Here is a 20,106-nt window from a genome sequence, read left to right on the forward strand (position 1 = left end):
CCCGCCATCAACAGGGAACCGTTTCGTTACCGTACCGGCCGGCCGTACGGAATTTAAAAAGCAAGGAGGTGTGACGGGCCTTGCCGGCGTGGGCATAATTTTACCCCTCCGGGCAAAAAATAAGGGGCAAATCCGAGTAATGGCTATTTCGCTACGGAGGGGAAGAAAGATGTTAAAGCCCACGTTTACCCGCGCAGTTATTGTCACCACCTTGATCGGTCTGTTGATAGCCGGTTGTACCAGAGCGGCACCCCGCAAACCGGTACCCCCTGCTCCCGGTCGGGAGCCTACGATCAGCCTTTATGTTAATGAAACCGGTGAAAGGAAAAACATAAAATTGGAAGACTATGTGGCCGGCGTGGTGGCGGCGGAAATGGAACCGACCTGGCCGGTAAATGCCCTGGCAGCCCAGGCGATTTTGGCCCGCACCTTTACCATGGAAAATATCAAGGCCGGACGGGTCAAGAAACTTCACGGCACCGATGCTTCCACCAGCCCTCAGGAGTTTCAGGCCTACGATCCCTCCCGGATTAACGATAACGTCAGGCAGGCCGTGGCCCGCACCCGGGGAGAGGTGGCTATGTACAGGGGGGATTATATCAAGGCCTGGTTTAACGCCTGCGATGGTGGTGTGACCGCCTCTGCGGCCGAGGGGTTGGCCTACACCAAGACTCCCACACCCTATGTGCGGGCAGGTGTGCGGGATAACTGCCTGTCCATTACCACACCCGAGAACCGGCACTGGGAGAGGCGCATTCCCTTAGAACAGGTCCGGGCGGCAGTAACGAAAATCACCGGACGGGATCCGGGGCCAATTACATCGGTGCGCATAGTGCGCCGCGGCCCCTCGGGACGGGCTGAGCAACTGCAGGTTGGGAAGGCAACCGTAAGTGGCCCGGCACTCCGCCTGGCCCTGGGGAGCGAGTGGGTACGCTCCATGCTCCTTACAAGTGCCCGGGTAGAGGGCAATGCCCTGGTCCTCACCGGGAAAGGGTTCGGACACGGTGTGGGCATGTGTCAGTGGGGAGCCAGGTTGCTGGCCCAAAAGGGACGTTCTCCGGAGGATATCGTCCGCTTTTACTTTAAGGACATTGAAATAAGAAAGTTATGGCAGTAAGCAGGTGGCGCCCGCCACCGTTTTTTTTTGCATAAAACACGCCGGGGTGCATAGATATGAAAGTGAACAGTCCGGGGGGTGAAGCCCGTGGAGGGTAAGCATAAAGTAATGTTGACCGACCGCAAGTACCTGCTGGTTGAAGGCGTGCGGCATGTGGAGAGCTTTGACGAGAACGAGATCACCCTGGACACCACCATGGGTTTTCTGACCTTAAAGGGGGAAGGTTTACATATCACCCAGCTGGACCTGCAAAAAGGCAATCTGACCGCTGAAGGGTTCTTCGCCAGCTTTTTGTTCCAGGAAGACAAAGGCAGGGGGCGGGCCAAAGGAAAAAACGTGTTGAAACGGTTGTTGAAGTAAGCACATAAGCGCGGGTGGGCGCTTTTTTTACTGGCCAAGGTGGTGATGCCCATGACTCTGGCTGAACAATTAAACGCTTTCCTGTTATCCCTGTTGACCGGTTTAATGTCGGGCTTTGCCTACGATCTTTACCGGGTTTTGCGGGAAATGCTCCGTCTCAAGAAAGCGGGCACTTTTATTGGAGACCTGCTCTTCTGGCTGTTCCTGCTGGTAGTGGTGTTCGGCCTTTTACTGGTCGGCAATGATGGTGAGGTACGCTTTTATGTTTTTCTGGGACTGGCCTTGGGGGCAGGAATACACCTGATCTTTTTTAGTTCTGCAGCCCGTCGTTTTATTTACCGGAGCACATATCTTTTCTTACGGACAATCCAAATAATTGCGGCTGGGGCGGTAGCATTCTTTCGTATACTTATCTTCCCCTTCCGGGTCATTTTTTTCCTGGTGGTTTGGCCTGCGGCCCTGGGAGGGCGCGCTTTATGCCTGGCGGGCAGGAGGGTTGGCCGGGTGGGTAAAGGTGTCTTCGGCCCTTACGTACACCGTTTTTCCGGCGGTCTGCATTCCCTTTGGTTGCGCTTGAGCAACCGGTGGCGTCCAAGACGGTAAATTTATACCAGCTAAAATTGAAACCTTCAAAAAAGATACGAAAAGACGGTTTTGTCCAGATCGTTCATCCCCCCGGGGTGAACGATATTTTTTTATGGCCGTTCTGCGAGCACACTAAAGTGCTAAATGCAGTCGTAATCGTCCACAGGCCGGGCGGCGGATTATCTCGAATAATAAGCCTCGAATAAGAAGTCTGAAACAGAAGAAAATTACGTCCATACTCAAAGTGTTTTGTATGAGCAAATTTACAGGAGGGGTGCTTGTGAGCCAGGTTAAGGTGATGATTGCTCCCAGCAGGTACGTTCAGGGAGCGGGTGCACTGGCGGAAATCGGTGAGCATGTAAGCAGGCTGGGCAAAAAGGTCTTTGTGACCGGCGGCAAAACTGCTTTTGCCCAGACCCGGGAGGACATTGAGAAAAGTTGCCAGGAAAAGGGTGTTGCGTGCATATTCGAGACATTCCGGGGTGAATGCTGCGACTCCGAGATTGAGCGGCTGAAAGCGGCGGCTATGTCTGCCGGATGTGACGTGGTGATGGCGGTAGGCGGCGGCAAGGTTATCGATGCCGGTAAGGCGGTTGCCGCCCTGATGAAGGTGCCGGTTGTGATTGTACCGACCATTGCGGCTACCGATGCTCCATGCAGCGCTTTATCCGTAATTTATACCGAAGAGGGAGTTTTCGACCGCTATTTCATCCTGCCGCAAAACCCCAACCTGGTCCTGGTTGACACTTCGATTATCGCCAGGGCACCGGTACGTTTCCTGGTAGCCGGGATGGGGGACGCGCTGGCAACCTGGTTTGAAGCGGCCTCCTGTGCGCAGGCGGCTGCCCAAAACATACCCGGCGGCCGTACCACTACCGCTGCCCTGCGGCTGGCGCGGTTGTGTTATGAGATTCTCATCGAGTATGGAGAGCAGGCCAGGCTGGCTGTCGAGCGCGGGGTAGTGACTCCGGCGGTGGAAAAAATAGTGGAGGCCAATACTTTACTTTCGGGTATCGGCTTTGAGAGCTCCGGCCTGGCTGCTGCGCACGCCATTCACGACGGCCTGACGGTGCTGGAAGAGACCCACCACGCCTACCACGGGGAAAAGGTGTCTTTCGGGACTCTGGCTCACCTGGTGCTGGAGGAACACCCGAGAGAAGAAATGGAGGAAGTGCTTGATTTTTGCACCCGCGTGGGCCTTCCCGTTACACTGGCCGAGCTGGGTGTGAAAGACCCATCACCGGAAAAACTCCGGCGGGTGGCCAGCAAAGTATGTGAACCGGGAATGATGATTCACAATATGCCCTTCCCGGTCACGCCGGACATGGTTTATGATGCCATCCTGGCCGCTGATGCCATTGGACAGGCTTACCTGCGCCGGCATGGTATCACAACTTAACATTGATGGGTGAATCTTCCTTTCCGGCAGAGCTTCCCGCCCGGTCGGGAAAGCAGCTGGAAAGGAGTTTCCCATAATTTAAATATCCAAACAACTGCTAAGGAGGTTGAATTATTGATGAGTGGAGAAGCGTTGGGCATGGTGGAGACGCGGGGACTGGTCCCGGCTATCGAGGCGGCGGACGCCATGGTAAAGGCGGCAAACGTAGTTTTGCTGGGCTATGAAAAGATCGGTTCCGGCCTGGTTACGGTCATGGTCCGGGGCGACGTCGGTGCAGTCAAAGCTGCTACCGATGCCGGTGCGGCTGCAGCCAAGCGGGTTGGAGAAGTAGTCTCCGTACACGTCATTCCGCGCCCGCATACCGACGTGGAAAAGATCTTGCCTGCACCAGATAAGAAGTAATTTGGAGGTGGCTTAGGTGGATGAGCAACTTGTCCAGAAGGTGCTGGAACAGGTGATGAAAAAAGTGGGGGCGGCCAGCAGCAGTGCTGCGGCATCCAGCGTGCCCGCCAGTTCCTCTCCTGTCGCCGAGCAGGTTGCAGGAAGGGGGTTGACTTCCTTGCCTACCGAATTTGTCGGTACGGCCATGGGGGATACCATCGGCCTGGTCATTGCCAACGTTGATCCGTTGCTCCACGAGAAGATGGGGCTGGACAGCCGTTACCGGTCGATCGGCATCCTGGGCGGCCGTACTGGTGCCGGTCCGCAGATCATGGCGGCGGATGAAGCGGTGAAGGCAACCAATACCGAGGTCGTGGCCGTTGAGCTGCCCCGGGATACCAGGGGTGGTGCCGGTCATGGCAGCCTGATCATCTTCGGAGCCGAGGAGGTTTCCGACGCCCGCCGGGCGGTGGAAGTTGCTCTGCAGGAGTTACAGAGGACTTTTGGCGACGTTTACGCTAATGATGCCGGCCATCTGGAGTTCCAGTACACTGCGCGGGCCAGCCATGCCCTGGAGAAGGCGTTTGGTGCGCCGCTGGGGCGGGCATTCGGCCTGATCGTAGGTGCACCTGCAGCCATTGGCGTGGTCTGCTGCGATACGGCGGTCAAGGCAGCGGAGGTGCAGGTGATTGGTTACGCCAGCCCGGCCAAGGGGACAAGTTTTACCAACGAAGCTATCCTTTTCATCTCGGGTGACTCCGGTGCCGTCCGCCAGGCTCTTATTGCTGCCCGGGAAGTCGGGATCGCCCTGCTCAGTACCTTGGGAGACAAACCCCAATCCTTGACCAGGCCCTATATTTAACAGCGTGGGAGGTGAGGATTAATGGCTAAACGTTCCAAACGTTTTGAGGTTCTGGCAAAAAGGCCGGTCAACCAGGACGGGTTTGTGGCGGAATGGCCGGAAGTGGGCCTGATAGCCATGAACAGTCCTTTCGACCCAAAACCCAGCCTGAAGATCGAAAACGGCCGGGTTGTGGAGATGGACGGCAAGCGCCGTGAAGATTTCGATATGATCGAGCAATTTATTGCTGATTATTTTATCGATGTTAATGTCGCCCCGGAAGTAATGGCCATGGATTCCGCGCAGATTGCCAGGATGATCGTGGACATTAACGTGCCTCGCGAAGAAATCGCCAGGCTGGCTCAGGGTATGACCCCGGCCAAAGTGGTCGAAGTGCTCGGGCACATGAACATCGTGGAAATCATGATGGGCATGATGAAAATGCGTGCCCGGAAGACGCCGGCCAATCAATGTCACGTTACCAATTTGCGGGACAACCCGGTACAAATCGCTGCGGACGCAGCAGAAGCTGCCTTGCGGGGATTTGCCGAGCAGGAAACCACCGTGGGCGTGGTCCGCTACGCTCCTTTCAACGCCCTGGCCCTGCTGGTGGGTTCCCAGACGGGTCGCGGCGGCGTGCTCACTCAGTGTGCTCTGGAAGAAGCTACCGAGTTGCAGCTCGGGATGCGCGGCCTTACCTCTTACGCCGAAACTATTTCGGTGTACGGTACAGAACAGGTATTTGTTGACGGTGACGATACTCCGTGGTCCAAAGCGTTCCTGGCCTCGGCTTATGCTTCGCGCGGCCTGAAGATGCGCTTCACTTCGGGTACCGGTTCGGAGGTACAGATGGGTTACGCTGAGGGCAAGTCCATGCTTTACCTGGAAGCCCGCTGCGTAATGCTTACCAAAGGTGCAGGTGTGCAGGGTCTGCAAAACGGTTCCATCAGCTGCATCGGTGTGCCGGGTGCCGTACCCACGGGTATCCGGGCGGTGGCGGCTGAAAACCTGATCACCATGATGCTGGATCTGGAAGTGGCTTCCGGTAACGACCAGACTTTTTCCCACTCGGATATACGGCGGACTGCCCGCATGCTGCCGCAGTTCGCAGCAGGTACGGACTTTATCTTCTCCGGGTACAGCGCGGTATCCAACTACGACAACATGTTTGCGGGGTCCAACTTTGATATTGAGGATATGGACGATTACCTGATCCTGCAGCGGGACCTGATGGTGGACGGTGGGGTGCGGCCGGTAAGCGAGGAAGAAGTAGTTGCCGTACGCAACCGGGCAGCCAGAGCGCTGCAGGCGGTATTTAAGGAACTGGGCCTGCCTGAAATCACCGACGAAGAAGTTGAGGCTGCAACCTACGCGCACGGTTCCGAAGATATGCCGCCGCGCAAGGTGACAGAAGACCTCAAGGCGGCTCAGGACATGATTGCACGCGGCGTAACCGGCCTGGATGTGGTCAAGGCCCTGGCCAGGCACGGCTTTGAAGATATCGCACAAAATATACTCAACATGCTCAAGCAGAGGGTATCCGGTGACTACCTGCATACCTCTGCCATTCTGGACCGGAATTTCCATGTCATCTCGGCAGTAAACGATCTTAACGACTACCGGGGTCCAGGAACCGGTTACCGTTTGAGCAAGGAGCGCTGGGAGGAAATTAAGAATATTGCCCAGGCTCTGCGGCCAGAAAACATGGAAATCTAGGGGAGGTGAAAGGGAATGACGGACAGCGCCCTGATTGAGAAGATCGTGGAACAGGTAATACAGGAAATGTCACGGTTGCAGAGCAGCGGGTATGCGGGGAATGTGGACAGGGCTTCCGCTGCTCCAGTGATAGCGCAAGGGCAGGGGCTGGTGCTGGCAGAAAAAGGGGAAGCGCGGCCCGGCAGTGACCGCAGTGAGGTGGTAATCGGTCTTGCGCCCGCATTTGGGGATAAATTTACCAGGACCATTATTGGTATGCCTCACGCGGATGTGTTGCGTGAAATCATGGCCGGTATTGAAGAAGAGGGCTGCCGCGCCCGTGTGATAAGAGTCAGAAAAACATCGGATGTGGCATTCGTGGCTCACGAGGCGGCCAAACTTTCGGGTTCCGGTATTGGTATCGGAATTCAATCCCGCGGGACGACAGTGATTCACCAGAAAGACCTTCCTCCTTTAAGCAACCTGGAACTGTTTCCGCAGTCACCTCTCCTGGACCTGGAGACGTACAGGGCTATCGGGCGGAACGCGGCCCGTTATGCCAAGGGTGAAAACCCGGATCCGGTGCCGGTTCGCAACGATCAAATGGCCCGGCCTAAGTACCAGGCCCGGGCAGCGGTTATGCACATCAAAGAAACACAGTTCGTGGAGCCAGGAGCCAGTTCTACGGAACTGGAACCCCGGTTTCACTAAGGAGGAGGTGCCGGGATGGATGCCCGTTATATAGAGCAACTGGTGCGTGAGGTTATCAAGCAGATGAGCAATGTGGCCGGCGAGGAACACACGCCGGCGGCAGAAGCCCGCGCTCAAGTGGAAAAAACCGGGTGCGACCTGCAGCCCGGGAAGGATTACCCTCTGGCAGAAAAGCGGCCTGAATTAATACGTACGGCAACAGGCAAGAAGTTGGAAGAACTAACCATTGAAAACGTCTTGAACGGCAGAATTACACCCCAGGACGTGCGGATCACACCGGACGCTCTGCTCATGCAGGCCCGGATTGCTGAAGCCTGCGGTCGTAAACAGCTTGCTCAAAATTTCCGCCGGGCGGCGGAGCTGACCGGGGTACCCGACGAACGCATCCTGGAGATTTACAACGCTTTGCGGCCGTACAGGTCGACCAAGGCGGAACTTCTGGCCATTGCCGATGAACTGGAGCAAAAGTACGGTGCCAGGATCAATGCCGCCTTTGTGCGGGAAGCGGCCGATGTCTACGAGCGTCGCGGGCGGCTGCGGACTGCATGAAGAGGACGAAGGAGCCTTGGGCAATGACGATCATTGCAGGGGTGGATATCGGGAACAACTCAACCGAAGTAGCTCTGGCTAAGGTAGAGGCGGGCGGACGGGTCAGTTTCCTGGCCAGTTCGCTCGTTCCCACTACCGGTATAAAGGGGACGGTAGACAATGTCCCCGGTGTAAAGCGGGCCCTGGAAGAAGCTGTGGCCCGGGCCGGCTGCCGCCTGAATGACATCTCTTTATTGCGCTTGAATGAGGCAACGCCCGTAATCGCGGATGTGGCCATGGAGGCTATTACCGAAACGGTAATTACGGAATCCACCATGATCGGGCATAACCCGGCCACTCCGGGCGGCACCGGTTTGGGAGTGGGCAGGACTGTACCCGTGGACCGGTTGCCGTCCTGCGCTCCGGGAGACCGTGTGGTAGCCGTGGTCCCGGCCAGCATTACCTACGATACTGCTGCCCGCCTGATCAACCAAGCACTGGATAAAGGTGTAGAGGTACAGGGGGCTATCGCCCAGCGGGATGACGGGGTGCTCATTTATAACAGGGTCAAAAAGCCCATCCCGGTGGTCGACGAGGTGCAGTATCTCGAGCGGGTGCCGCTTTCCATGCCCGCGGCGGTGGAAGTGGCCCCGCCCGGCGGCGTGATTCAAACATTGTCAAACCCTTATGGTATCGCTACGGTATTCGATCTAACTCCCGAAGAAACCCGGAATGTAGTACCCGTAGCCCGGGCACTCACCGGCAATCGCTCTGCAGTGGTAATTAAAACACCTGCCGGGGATGTAAAGGAACGCCGCATTCCGGCTGGTCGTGTAATCCTGGAAGGTGAGAAGGGCCGGGCGGAGGTGGACCTGGAGGAAGGGGCCGGCCAGATCATGGCTGCTTTGGACCGTGTGGCGCCTCTGGTGGATGCCAGCGGTACTCCGGGTAGCAACGTAGGGGGGATGCTGGAGAAAGTCCGGCAGGTGATGGCCGATTTAAGCGGCCAGTCCAGGGATGAGGTACGGATCAGGGATATTCTCGCTGTTGACACGCTGGTGCCTCAAAGAGTGGTTGGCGGGCTGGCCGGGGAGTTTTCCAATGAGAATGCAGTGGCCCTGGCGGCAATGGTAAGAACCAGCCGCTTTCCCATGGGAGAAATTGCCCGCCGGCTGGAAGCGGAACTGGGCTTCCGTGTAGAGGTTGGCGGGGTGGAAGCGCAGATGGCCATCCTGGGGGCATTGACCACTCCCGGCGTGGACCGGCCTGTAGCCATTCTGGACCTGGGTGGTGGTTCCACTGACGCAGCCTTTATCAATCGGGAGGGAAAATTGAGTTTTGTTCACCTGGCAGGGGCCGGTGAACTGGTGACCATGCTCATTGCTTCGGAATTGGGGCTGGAAGACCGTCACCTGGCTGAGGAAATCAAACGCCACCCGCTGGCGAAAGTGGAAAGCCTGTTCCACATTCGTATGGAGGATGGGACGGTGGTCTTCTATGACCAGGCTCTGGATCCCGGTGTTTTCGGCCGGGTGGTGGTGGTTAAAGAAAGGGGCGAGCTGGTTCCCGTTCCAGTAGGTGAATCTGTCGAGAAGATTCGTGCGGTGCGGCGGGCGGCCAAAGAGAAAGTTTTTGTAACCAATGCTTTAAGAGCTCTAAGCCAGGTGGCCCCGGGGAAAAACATCCGGCTTATTGATTTTGTGGTTCTTGTTGGCGGGTCTGCCCTGGACTTTGAAGTGCCGTACCTCATATCTGATGCGCTGGCCCACTATGGTGTGGTTACAGGGCGGGCCAACATCCGGGGTACCGAGGGGCCGCGCAACGCGGTAGCCACGGGTCTGGTTCTGTCTGCAGTTGATGGTCAGGCTGGGGGTATACGCAGATGAGCCCGGTTTACGCCAGGTGGACGGGTGAACGCCCGGCGGTGGTTTTGATGTGTCCGGGTCGAAACGTTTCCGAGGTCCTGAGGCGGGAGATATTGCTGGGGCTGGAAGAAGAAGGTGTGCCGGTGGTGGTGCAGGAAGGAAACGGGGATGCTGAAGAACTGGGCCACCAGGCAGCTCGCCTTTCCCCGCTTGAAGTGGGTATTGGACTTGACGGCCAGGGTAAAGCCGTAATTCACCACCGCAAGCTCCGCCGGCACCAGCCTGTGTTCACAGCCCATCTCAATTTAAGGCCGGAAGCAGCACGGATAGTGGGCACAAATGCAGCGCGGCTGGTAAAAGTGCTGCCCTTCAAGAGCGTATAAGCCTTTGTTTTTATCAGAGGAGGTGACCGGAAAATGGCCACCCGGGCTTTGGGCCTCATTGAAACGGTGGGGCTGGTAGCAGCTGTGGAGGCTGCCGACGCCATGGCTAAAGCTGCTAATGTGGAGATGGTCGGTTACGAACTGACACAGGGCGGTGGAATGGTTGTGGTTAAGATTCGCGGGGATGTGGGAGCGGTAAAGGCTGCTGTCAGCGCTGGAGTAGCTGCCGCTTCGCGGGTGGGAAAGGTGGTATCTTCCCATGTCATTCCACGTCCCCATCAGGAAGCGGAGCCTGTTATCAACAGTTCCGGGACCAGGGGCGGTGGTTGCGTTAAACCCGGGCCGACCCCCGGAGACGGGTCGACCGTGGCTGCTGGAGATACCGTGACAGAGGCGGCAAAATTAGAGCCCGTTACTGAAAATCTGGAGCCTGAAGAAAAAAAAACGAACAACCCCGGTTCTGGAAGCAGGGAAACCCGGGGTGGACGCGAACGGCGCCGCAGGCACTGAAACATGAAACCCTTGCGGTGCTCCGCTTTGCTCCCTGTGCAAGGGGAAAGCATACCCCTTCTGCCTGCATTACGGTACCGGAAAAAACCGACATAAAACTGGTCAAGGGTCACCGGTACTCCCGGAACAGGAAAAAATACAGGTAGGTGAAGCAGCTTGGAAATGAAACAATCAGCGGCGGCGCTGCCGCAGGAAATTCCCGGGGATGTAATTCACGCCCTGGTGCGGGCGGTAGTTGCGCAGGTCAAGCGGCGGCAGCAGGCCGCGGAACAAGATATCCTGCGGGTGCCGGTGGGAGTATCAGCCCGTCACGTTCACCTGTCGCCCGAGCATGTCGAGGCGCTTTTCGGTCCCGGGTATAGCCTGACTCCCATCAGGGAATTGCAGCCCGGGCAGTACGCGGCCAGGGAATGCGTAACCGTTGTCGGGCCGCGCGGCGTCCTCCAGAACGTCCGCGTTCTCGGTCCACCGAGGGGGAAAACGCAGGTAGAAATCTCCCGCACCGACTCTTACGTTCTGGGTATCGACCCTCCGGTCCGGGATTCAGGCGATCTGGCGGGCACGCCCGGGGCGGTTCTGGTCGGCCCCAGGGGGGCCGTCAACCTGAAGGAGGGTGTCATACTGGCCTGGCGGCATATTCACATGCCTGCCGATATGGCTGAACGCTGGGGGTTTAAGGATAGAGATCTGGTACGGGTGCGGACGGAAGGATTGCGGCGGGTGGTTTTCGACCGGGTACTGGTACGTGTGTCTCCCGCATACCGCCTGGAAATCCATATCGATACCGATGAGGCCAATGCGGCCGGTCTTAAAAACGGGGATCACGTACAGGTGATCATCCATGACCAGTGAACAGGTTGTGCGGGCAAGTGAATTGATCAGTTCCTTTAAGTCCCGTATTGATGAACCGCTCAAAACCTGGCAGGGACGCCTGCGTGTGGGTGTCGACCTTGGTACTGCCAATGTTGTGGTGGCGGTTGTAGACGAAACCGGCCAGCCGGTGGCCGGGGCACTGAAACCGGCCCAGGTGGTGCGGGACGGCCTGGTGGTGGATTATGTGGGTGCCGTAAATATTGTGCGGCGCTTGGTGGAGAACCTGCGCGCGACGCTGGGAGCGGAATTATTGACGGCAGCCACTGCTGTACCGCCCGGAACTGGAGACAGGGATTCCAGAGCCACCAGGTACGTGGTTGAAAGTTCGGAACTTCAGGTCGTGAATGTAGTTGATGAACCTACTGCTGCATCCGCGGTGCTGGGGGTACGGGATGGAGCGGTGGTGGATGTGGGTGGCGGTACGACGGGCATTTCCATCCTTAAGGAAGGTGAAGTGGTATACACTGCCGATGAGCCAACCGGCGGCACCCACTTTACCCTGGTGATCAGCGGGCATTATGGGCTGCCTTTTCATGAGGCTGAGGCCATGAAGCTGGATCCGGGCAGGCAGCCGGAACTCCTGCCCCTGGTCCGCCCGGTGATGGAGAAGGTAGCAGCTATTGTGCGGCGTCATCTCCAGGGGTGGGATGTACCTACTGTATACCTCGTTGGCGGTGCGTTCTCCTTTCATGGTTTTGTTGAAGTGATGGAGCGTCACCTGGATGTTCCTGTGCTGTGTCCGCCGGAACCGCTGCTGGTGACCCCGCTGGGGATTGCCCTTTGCTGCCCGGCTGGCTAAGGGAGGCGAGATCAAATGACCGGTGAAGAGCTTGTAAATCGAATAGTGGAAGAGGTATTGCGCCGCCTGAACAGGGCACAGGTTCCTGCTTCACCTCCGCCCGGGCATCGCAGGATACTGGTTGTGGTTACGGGCGGGACCATCGGGGCGCGGGCTGCTCTGGAGGAACTGGCACGCCTGAAGAAGGAGCGAGGGGTGGGGCTGGAGTATTTCATCCTTTTTTCCCGGTCGGCGGCGGCTATTCATGATCCCGAGAAGTGGGGGCGGGAACTGCAGGTTGTCGACGTTTTGATTGAAGGTGAAAACAGCCGCGGCAGGGGCACAGAGGTTCTCAAGCTTTGTGATCTGGTGGTCGTACCCGTACTCACGCGAGCCACTGCAGCCCGCCTGGCCTCGCTGCTGCTGGATTCGGCGGCAGCAGAGGTACTGGTGGATGCTCTGATGCGCGGGCTGCCGGTGGTAGCGGCCAGTGATGCAGCAGACCCCACCAGCGAAGGTTTTGCCCGCCTGGGAATGAACCGTGGCCGCCCGGCACTGGTTCAGGCGTTGAAAGATAACCTGGAAATAATTGCAGGTTACGGGGTGACTCTGGTACCCGCCCGGGAATTGGGCAGTGTGGTGGCAGAAATGATTGGAAGGCGGGCTGATTCCGGGACTGCTCCTCAGCCGCTAGTAAGGAGTAAAAACGTGCCCAAGAGCCCCTACCAGTTGCCTGCCGTTTTATCGAGTGTGCCGGCAGTGGAGCAGCGTTCTGAACGGCGCATGGTTATTACCCGGGCGGAACTGGCTGCCCTGGTGAACAATAAGGGTGTGGTCAGGATTCCCAGGGGGGCACTGGTTACGCCGCTGGCGTGGGATGTAATCCGGGATGCCGGCTGGCAGGTTGAAGAAGCATGAACCCGTTCAGATTGAGAAGTGAATGGTTTAAAGAGAGGCAGGCGAACAAGGAATGATTTTGGGACGGGTAATTGGGACAGTAGTTTCCACGCGGAAGGATGAGCGATTGACCGGCTTCAAACTCCTGGTGGTCGAAACGCTGCAGCCCGGTAAAAAAACCGGGGTTGAAGAATTTGTAGCTGTGGATACCGTTGGGGCTGGAGTTGGGGAAACGGTACTGGTAGTGATGGGATCACCTGCCTCACGCATAATGACTGGTGCCGATGTGCTGGTACCGGTAGATGCTGCCATTGTCGGTATTGTTGATACCGTGGAGCTGGCCGGCAGCCGGTGAGGAAATGGTAAAAGTGGGTGGTCAGGTAGTGGAAAAAAGTCGTACGCTCAGGGTTTATACCCGTACCGGGGACAGGGGTGAAACATCTCTTCTGGGCGGGAGCAGGGTAAACAAGGACAGCCTGAGGGTTAGCGCTTACGGCACGGTTGATGAAGCAGGAGCGGCGCTGGCTCTGGCACGTTCGCTGGCCTGCTGCACATGGGCTCAGGAGGTGGCCGCCAGGGTACAAAAAGAGCTTTTTGTCGTGTGTTCGGAGCTGGCACGCCCGGAAATACCTGCGGGGGGGACCCGCGTGGGAAATGAGATGATCGGCCGTCTTGAAAAGGATATAGACGAGGGACTTGAGCAAATTCCCACTTTGCGCGGATTTGCGGTTTCCGGGCATGTCCCTGCCGAAGCAGCATTTGACCTGGCTCGAACCATTACCCGCCGGGCAGAACGCCTGGTGGTACGGCTTTCCAGGCGGGAAGCCGTGAGGGAAGAGATAATCAGGTATTTGAATCGCCTTTCAGACCTTTTGTTTGTCCTGGCGAGAGTAGAAGCGCATGAGCATCTGGTGAAGCTGGTTATGACCAGGGTACTGGAAAAAACAAGAGGGAGTGGTAATGTGAGGGAAGCAATTACTCTTGACATAGCCCGTCAGATTGCGGCGGCAGCAGAAGAGAAAGCTCGCCAGATCGGGGTGCCCATGGTGATCGTGGTGGCTGATGGAGCAGGCAACCCGGTGCTGCTGGAGCGCATGCACGGCGCTCTGCTGGCCAGCCTGGATATTGCTGCAGGTAAAGCATATACAGCAGTGGCCTTGAAGATGGAAACGGAAAAGCTTTCTGTGCTGGCTGCTCCCGGCGGGCCGCTGTACGGCATCAATACCACCAACGGGGGTAGGATTGTTCCTTTTGGTGGAGGCATCCCACTTTATCAAGAAAACAACATTGTGGGGGCTATCGGCATCAGTGGCGGGAGCGTCGAGCAGGACATAGAAGTAGCCCAGGCTGGGGCTGAAAAATGGAATCAACTGCAGTGCCAGTAAGGTATAACGGGTTCCGGCCAGCTGGAGAAGACATGACAGGGAGGTTTTAATATGCAGGTGGCACAGGCTGAGATATACGCTATTGTAGAAAAGATTTTAGAGAAGTTGAACCAGCAAGAAGAAGGTGTACAGGGCGCCTTCTCCAGTTTGGATGAGGCAGTGGAGGCTGCCAGGCGGGCCCAGGAAAAACTGGCTCTTATGGACCTGGCCCGGCGGGAGGAGCTGATACGGGCCATGCGGGAGGCGGCCCTGGCCAATGTCCGGCTACTGGCTGAAATGGCCGTCCAGGAGACCGGAAGGGGACGCGTAGAGGACAAAATTATGAAAAACACCCTGGCGGCGCAGAAAACACCTGGCACTGAAGATTTAAAGCCCACGGCTTATACCGGTGATTACGGGCTGACCCTCGTCGAAATGGCTCCGGTGGGTATAATTGGCGCCATTACGCCTGTAACCAACCCGGCGGCCACCATCATCAATAACAGTATCGGGATGATTGCTGCCGGTAATGCGGTGGTTTTCTCCCCCCATCCTTCAGCCGAGAAGACTTCATTGAAGACCATCGAGATTCTTCATGAGGCCATCATACGTGCCGGCGGTCCTTCCGGTCTGGTTGTAGGCCTCAGCGAACCTTCCGTGGAAAAAGCCGGGCAGTTGATGCACCATCCGGGAATCAACATGCTTGTCGTAACCGGTGGTTCCGGTGTCGTTAAAGCGGCCCTGAGTTCCGGTAAAAAGGCTATCGGCGCCGGTGCGGGCAACCCGCCGGTACTGGTAGATCACACGGCCGATATAGAAAGGGCTGCCCGGGACATTGTCATGGGGGCCAGTTTTGATAACAACATGCCCTGTGTCTGCGAGAAAGTCCTGATCGTGGTTGATGAAGTGGCTGACGACCTGATCCGCCGGATGCAGCGAGAAGGAGCTTTTCTGGTAAGGGGGAGGGAAGCAGACGCCCTGACCAGGCTGGCTTTTCAGGAGGACGGGAACGGCCATACAGTGCTCAACCGGGACCTGGTGGGTAAAGATGCTTCTTATATCCTGGAACAGATTGGCGTTAATATGGGTCGCGATACCCGCCTGGTCATCATGGAGACGGACCCGGATCATCCGTTTGTAACCCACGAGCAGATGATGCCTGTCCTGCCGGTTGTGCGGGTACGTGATGTCGAAGAGGGGATCCAGCTGGCTGTGCGTGTGGAGGGTAACAACCGGCATACAGCCATCATGCATTCCAAGCATATCGATTACATGACAGAATTTGCCCGGGCTGTCAAGACCACCATTTTTGTGAAAAATGCACCTTGTTATGCCGGCATCGGTGCCGGTGGCGAAGGTTACTGTACTTTTACCATTGCCGGCCCCACGGGCGAAGGCCTGACTTCGGCCAGGAGCTTTACCCGCCAACGTCGTTGCGTGCTGGTGGATGGTTTCCGGATTATTTAAAGAGCGGGTGGGTTGAGCAGTGATTGCGTGGAGCAGAGAGGAAATCATAAGCCGGTTGCGGCAGTCCGGTGTAGTAGGGGCCGGAGGTGCGGGATTTCCCGCCTATATGAAGGCTTCGAGCCGTGCGGAGTGGGTAATTGCCAACGCCGCTGAGTGTGAGCCTCTCTTACGCGGCAACCAGGAATTGCTCCGTTGTGCTGCTCGCGAGGTGATTGGCGGGCTGAAGATCATGATGCGTGCAACGGGTGCCGTCAGAGCCGCTATAGGTATTAAAGCCAAGTACAAGGCCGCTGCAGCAGCCTTGCAGGAAGCGCTGGCCGGCGAACCGGAAACAGCGGTGGAACTGCACTTTCTGGATGATTTTTACCCGGCCGGCGACGAGCATGTACTGGTGTATGAAGTTACCGGGCGCGTTATCCCTCCGGGAGGGATCCCCATCCAGGTTGGTGTGGTGGTCAATAACGTTGAGACGCTGTTCAATGTGAACCGCGCTATGGAAGGCCGGCCTGTAATTGAAAAAATAGTCACCATGACCGGTGCTGTACAAAGGCCGGTGACCCTTCAGGTACCGGTGGGGACGCCTGTTAAACACCTGCTCCACCTGGCCGGGGGGCCGCAAATAAATACATTTGCCATTATAGAAGGGGGCCCGATGATGGGCCGCCTGGTGGATCTGGATGCTGTAGTTACGAGAACCACCGGCGGGATTATCGTCCTGCCGGCCGATCACCCCCTGGTTTTAAGCAAAAAGGTGGATATTGGTATGGACCTGCGGCGGACGCGGGGAATGTGCTGCCACTGCGGTTACTGTACGGAACTTTGTCCCCGTTATCTGCTGGGTCACGGCCTGCGGCCGGATCGCAATATGGCCGGCCTGGCATATGCGACCGGTGAACTGGTTGCCGGGGGAGCCCCGTGGCTTTGTTCGGAATGCGGCCTGTGTGAGGTTTTCGCCTGTCCCATGGAACTCAGTCCCAGGCGGGTGAATGCGTGGTTGAAGCGTCAAATGTCCCGCAGCGGGTTCAAGCCGCCCGGGGGTGAATTACATGGTTTGCATCCCCAGAGGTCATATCGCCGCGTACCCACGGCGCGTCTGGTAGCCCGGCTGGGTCTGTCGCGTTACGATATCCCGGCACCCCTCCAGGAGGAAAGCGTGCGTCCGCAGAAGGTGCGGTTGATGCTCAAACAGCATACAGGAGTGCCAGCAGAACCGGTTGTTGAACCCGGGGAACGGGTGGCAGCCGGTCAGGTGGTGGCTGAGGTACCGGATAACGCTCTGGGTGTGCCGATTCATGCCAGCATCGAGGGCCGCGTTGCGCAGGTATCCGCAGATGCGGTGGTAATCGAGTCAGAAAGGGTGGGTGAAGGCGGTTGATGAATACCTTAGGTATGGTGGAGTGGCGGGGTATTGCCCGCGGCATAGCAGCTACGGATGCGTTGCTCAAATCTTCACCGGTCGAACTGGTGCTGGCCACCCCCGTTTGTCCGGGTAAGTTTGTAACCATGATCAGCGGTGAAGTAGGGGCCGTGCACAATGCCGTGCGTACGGCGGTGGATTTTGACTCCGAAAATGTAGTGGATTCGCTTGTGCTCGGTACGGTGCACCCATCGGTGGTTCCGGCCCTGACCGGTACGGCGGCCGTTCCTGCCGCAAGGGGGTCGCTTGGAGTCATTGAGACCTTTGCCTGTGCGGCTGCCATCAAAGCAGGGGATGCTGCCGCTAAAGGCGGGCAGGTTCAGTTGCTGGAGATCCGCCTGGCGCGGGGTCTGGGCGGTAAATCCATGGTTTTCCTGCAGGGTGAGGTGGCGGCGGTACAGTCGGCCGTGGGACGCGCTGTCGCTGCTGTGGAGAACGGCCTGATCGTGGGTGTGGAGGTAATTTCCAGCCTCCACAGGTCATTGTGGGAAAAGCTGTTTTAACAGGCAGGAGAAAGGAAGAAGTTTTATGACGGGGCAGAACAACGAAGAAAAGGTTCTCGTTATCAATCCCGGTTCCACCTCGACCAAAATAGCTTTTTTTATGGGTGAGGACAAGCGGTGGGTTACGAATATCACCCATCCTGCGGATGAGCTGGCGGTTTTCCCCCGCGTGGTTGACCAGCTTGACTACCGGCTACAGGCATTGCGCGGAGAATTACAGAACAGAGGCCTGGACATTGAAGAGTTAGCCGCCATCGCGGCACGGGGCGGCTTGCTCAAGCCGATTCCCGGCGGCGTGTATGCGGTGGACCGGGCCATGCTTGAGGAACTGCGGGAAGAACGTTACGGCAGGCATGCTTCCAACCTGGGTGCCCTTTTGGCCTATGAGCTGGGTTCTCCACACAACATTCCTTCATATATCGTTGACCCCATCTGCGTAGATGAACTGGAACCGGTGGCCCGGATTTCCGGTTTGCCCCAGATCCAGCGACGGAGCGTGTTTCACGCATTGAACCAGAAGCGCCAGGCCAGGCGCGCGGCAGCAGAACTGGGTAAGAAATACGAGGAAGTGAATCTGATTGTAGCACACCTGGGCGGTGGTATAACCGTCGGTGCTCACCGCCGGGGCCGGGTGGTGGATGTAAGCAACGGGGTGGACGGGGAAGGCCCGCTCACCCCTGAGCGCAGCGGTTCGCTCCCGGCGGCGGAGGTGGTGCGCCTGGCTTTTAGCGGTCGCTACACCCGGGAGGAACTGCTCCGCCTGATCAACGGGCGGGGTGGGTTTGTTGCTTACCTGGGGACAAACAGTGCCCGGGAGGTGGAAGAGCGGGCTGCTGCAGGGGATGCAGAAGCAGACCTCCTGTTTGCAGCGCTATGCTACCAGGTTGCGCGGGAGATTGGTGCCTGTGCGGCAGTTCTTTCCGGCCAGGTCGATGCGGTTGTACTGACGGGAGGACTAGCGCACAGCCGGCGCGCGGTGGAAGAAATAAGAAAGCGAGTGGAGTTTATCGCCCCGGTGCTTGTTTACCCCGGCGAGGACGAGATGGCTGCCCTGGCCGAGGGTGTGCTGAGAGTCCTGAGGGGTGAGGAAGCATCGCGGTCTTATCAATACGAGGGGGTGGGATGGGCAGGCAAGGAAGAGAAAGTAGCGGGTTAAGATTAAGTGTGCATACCGACAAAAAATATGAGGAGGAATTAAAAGAGCTGCAAGGGAGAGATTTAGTTGTTTTAAGTATTTGCAGAATCAACCTGTTGTACCTGTACTAACTGTTTTTCAACGAGCACATTTTCATTCAATTATTATATGAGGAGGAAGAAATATGAGCATCAAAATACTAATTTCTCCAAGTCGCTATGTGCAGGGCCCCGGGGCGATCCATTCCTTGGGTGAGCAGGTGAAAACCTTTGGGCAAAAAGCTTTCATAACTGGAGGAAAAACTGCCCTAAAAGAAACCCGTGGAGATATTGAAAAAAGTTTAAAGGAGCATAATGTAGATTCTGTATTTGAAGTATTTCGGGGAGAGTGTTGCGATAGCGAAATAGAGAGACTTAAAGCTGCTGCTACAGCAGCGGGGGCAGATTTCATAGTTGCTGTAGGTGGCGGTAAAGTCATTGATGCAGGCAAAGCAGTTGCATGCTTAATGAATAAACCGGTTGTTATCGTTCCTACTATTGCTGCTACGGATGCTCCATGTAGCGCCCTCGCGGTTATTTACACAGAAGAAGGTGTCTTTGATCGTTACTTTATCCTACCCCAAAACCCCAATCTGCTGGTTGTCGATACTGCCATTATTGCTAAAGCTCCGGTACGCTTCCTGGTTTCTGGTATGGGAGATGCTCTTGCAACCTGGTTTGAAGCTGATTCTTGTGCTAAATCTGCAGCAAAGAATATTCCTGGTGGGTATACTACCGTTACTGCATTAAACTTGGCACGACTCTGTTATGATATCCTGTTAGAATATGGAGAGGCTGCTAAGCTTGCCGTAGAAAGGGGAGTGGCAACACCAGCAGTTGAAAAGATAATAGAAGCCAACACGCTGCTTAGCGGTATTGGTTTTGAAAGCTCTGGCCTTGCAGCAGCTCATGCTATTCATGATGGATTAACAGTGCTGGAAGAAACCCACCATAGCTATCATGGGGAAAAAGTTGCCTTCGGTACCCTGGCCCACCTGGTACTGGAAGACCGTCCGTGGGCAGAAATCAATGAGGTCCTGGATTTTTGCACGAGGGTCGGGCTTCCTGTAACTCTGGCGCAGATAGGGGTTACAGATCCTACCCCTGAAAAGATTATGCGCGTAGCTGAAAAGGTATGTGAACCTGGTATGATGGTTCACAATATGCCTTTCCCTGTGACACCACAGATGGTCTACAACGCAATATATGGTGCCGATGCTATTGGAAAAGCTTATCTCGCAAAAAGATAATTCCCCTGG

21 protein-coding genes and 1 pseudogene are annotated in these 20,106 nt (G+C 56.8%); all 22 read left to right on the top strand.

Annotation, left to right across the window (positions count from 1 at the left end; genetic code table 11):
- The first annotated feature begins 169 nt into the window (after positions 1–169).
- The 22 genes and pseudogenes from BUA65_RS05020 (at position 170) to BUA65_RS05125 (ending at position 20,097) form a co-directional block, all read left to right on the top strand.
- Entirely contained in the window at positions 170–1,117 is a 948-nt protein-coding gene (locus tag BUA65_RS05020) for a SpoIID/LytB domain-containing protein (protein ID WP_072867813.1), read from the top strand.
- An 87-nt stretch (positions 1,118–1,204) separates the two neighbouring features.
- Entirely contained in the window at positions 1,205–1,477 is a 273-nt protein-coding gene (yabP, locus tag BUA65_RS05025) for a sporulation protein YabP (RefSeq protein ID WP_013821363.1), read from the top strand.
- A gap of 51 nt (positions 1,478–1,528) precedes the next feature.
- Positions 1,529–2,080, top strand: a complete 552-nt coding sequence (gene yabQ, locus BUA65_RS05030) for a spore cortex biosynthesis protein YabQ (protein ID WP_072867710.1) — start codon at positions 1,529–1,531, stop codon at positions 2,078–2,080.
- A 280-nt stretch (positions 2,081–2,360) separates the two neighbouring features.
- A complete protein-coding gene (locus BUA65_RS05035) occupies positions 2,361–3,461 on the top strand; it encodes a glycerol dehydrogenase (RefSeq protein WP_341349608.1) in 1,101 nt (366 codons plus the stop codon).
- Between the two features lie 117 nt (positions 3,462–3,578).
- On the top strand, positions 3,579–3,863 hold the full coding sequence (eutM, locus tag BUA65_RS05040) for an ethanolamine utilization microcompartment protein EutM (RefSeq protein ID WP_072867713.1): 285 nt from the start codon (positions 3,579–3,581) through the stop codon (positions 3,861–3,863).
- Positions 3,864–3,879: 16 nt separating this feature from the next.
- A complete protein-coding gene (pduB, locus tag BUA65_RS05045) occupies positions 3,880–4,704 on the top strand; it encodes a propanediol utilization microcompartment protein PduB (RefSeq protein ID WP_072867715.1) in 825 nt (274 codons plus the stop codon).
- Positions 4,705–4,725: 21 nt separating this feature from the next.
- A complete protein-coding gene (locus BUA65_RS05050) occupies positions 4,726–6,399 on the top strand; it encodes a propanediol/glycerol family dehydratase large subunit (protein ID WP_072867717.1) in 1,674 nt (557 codons plus the stop codon).
- A gap of 15 nt (positions 6,400–6,414) precedes the next feature.
- Positions 6,415–7,089 carry a propanediol/glycerol family dehydratase medium subunit gene (locus BUA65_RS05055; RefSeq protein WP_072867719.1) on the top strand — a complete coding sequence of 225 codons (675 nt, stop codon included), beginning with the start codon at positions 6,415–6,417 and terminating at the stop codon, positions 7,087–7,089.
- Between the two features lie 15 nt (positions 7,090–7,104).
- The gene (locus tag BUA65_RS05060) at positions 7,105–7,638 is read left to right on the top strand and encodes a diol dehydratase small subunit (protein ID WP_072867721.1); all 534 of its coding nucleotides are present in this window, start codon (positions 7,105–7,107) and stop codon (positions 7,636–7,638) included.
- A 23-nt stretch (positions 7,639–7,661) separates the two neighbouring features.
- Positions 7,662–9,503, top strand: a complete 1,842-nt coding sequence (locus BUA65_RS05065; RefSeq protein ID WP_072867723.1) for a diol dehydratase reactivase subunit alpha — start codon at positions 7,662–7,664, stop codon at positions 9,501–9,503.
- Positions 9,500–9,865: a glycerol dehydratase reactivase beta/small subunit family protein gene (locus BUA65_RS05070; RefSeq protein WP_072867725.1), complete on the top strand. Its 366-nt coding sequence runs from the start codon at positions 9,500–9,502 to the stop codon at positions 9,863–9,865. The genes BUA65_RS05065 and BUA65_RS05070 overlap by 4 nt, the downstream gene beginning before the upstream one ends.
- Positions 9,866–9,898: 33 nt before the next feature.
- Positions 9,899–10,174 (top strand): annotated as a pseudogene (locus BUA65_RS18790) (BMC domain-containing protein); the annotation flags it as partial.
- Between the two features lie 363 nt (positions 10,175–10,537).
- Complete coding sequence (gene pduL / locus BUA65_RS05080; protein ID WP_207543855.1) at positions 10,538–11,227, top strand: phosphate propanoyltransferase; 690 nt, start codon at positions 10,538–10,540, stop codon at positions 11,225–11,227.
- Complete coding sequence (eutJ, locus tag BUA65_RS05085) at positions 11,217–12,047, top strand: ethanolamine utilization protein EutJ (protein ID WP_072867727.1); 831 nt, start codon at positions 11,217–11,219, stop codon at positions 12,045–12,047. The genes pduL and eutJ overlap by 11 nt, the downstream gene beginning before the upstream one ends.
- A 15-nt stretch (positions 12,048–12,062) precedes the next feature.
- A complete protein-coding gene (locus BUA65_RS18175; protein WP_072867729.1) occupies positions 12,063–12,944 on the top strand; it encodes a hypothetical protein in 882 nt (293 codons plus the stop codon).
- Between the two features lie 52 nt (positions 12,945–12,996).
- Positions 12,997–13,278 (top strand): EutN/CcmL family microcompartment protein, encoded by a 282-nt coding sequence (locus BUA65_RS05095; RefSeq protein ID WP_072867730.1) that lies wholly within the window; start codon positions 12,997–12,999, stop codon positions 13,276–13,278.
- Between the two features lie 28 nt (positions 13,279–13,306).
- Positions 13,307–14,308, top strand: a complete 1,002-nt coding sequence (locus BUA65_RS05100; protein WP_242656233.1) for a cob(I)yrinic acid a,c-diamide adenosyltransferase — start codon at positions 13,307–13,309, stop codon at positions 14,306–14,308.
- A gap of 51 nt (positions 14,309–14,359) precedes the next feature.
- Entirely contained in the window at positions 14,360–15,754 is a 1,395-nt protein-coding gene (locus tag BUA65_RS05105; RefSeq protein ID WP_072867733.1) for an aldehyde dehydrogenase family protein, read from the top strand.
- 19 nt (positions 15,755–15,773) lie between these two features.
- Positions 15,774–17,129 (top strand): 4Fe-4S dicluster domain-containing protein, encoded by a 1,356-nt coding sequence (locus BUA65_RS05110; RefSeq protein ID WP_242656234.1) that lies wholly within the window; start codon positions 15,774–15,776, stop codon positions 17,127–17,129.
- Positions 17,129–17,674, top strand: coding sequence for a BMC domain-containing protein (locus BUA65_RS05115; protein WP_072867735.1), 546 nt, complete (start codon positions 17,129–17,131; stop codon positions 17,672–17,674). The genes BUA65_RS05110 and BUA65_RS05115 overlap by 1 nt, the downstream gene beginning before the upstream one ends.
- Before the next feature lie 25 nt (positions 17,675–17,699).
- Positions 17,700–18,830 (top strand): butyrate kinase, encoded by a 1,131-nt coding sequence (gene buk, locus BUA65_RS05120; RefSeq protein WP_072867737.1) that lies wholly within the window; start codon positions 17,700–17,702, stop codon positions 18,828–18,830.
- Positions 18,831–18,993: 163 nt separating this feature from the next.
- Positions 18,994–20,097 (top strand): glycerol dehydrogenase, encoded by a 1,104-nt coding sequence (locus BUA65_RS05125; protein ID WP_072867739.1) that lies wholly within the window; start codon positions 18,994–18,996, stop codon positions 20,095–20,097.
- The last annotated feature ends 9 nt before the right edge of the window (positions 20,098–20,106 follow it).

The sequence above is a fragment of the Desulfofundulus thermosubterraneus DSM 16057 genome (assembly GCF_900142025.1).
Classification (GTDB): domain Bacteria; phylum Bacillota; class Desulfotomaculia; order Desulfotomaculales; family Desulfovirgulaceae; genus Desulfofundulus; species Desulfofundulus thermosubterraneus.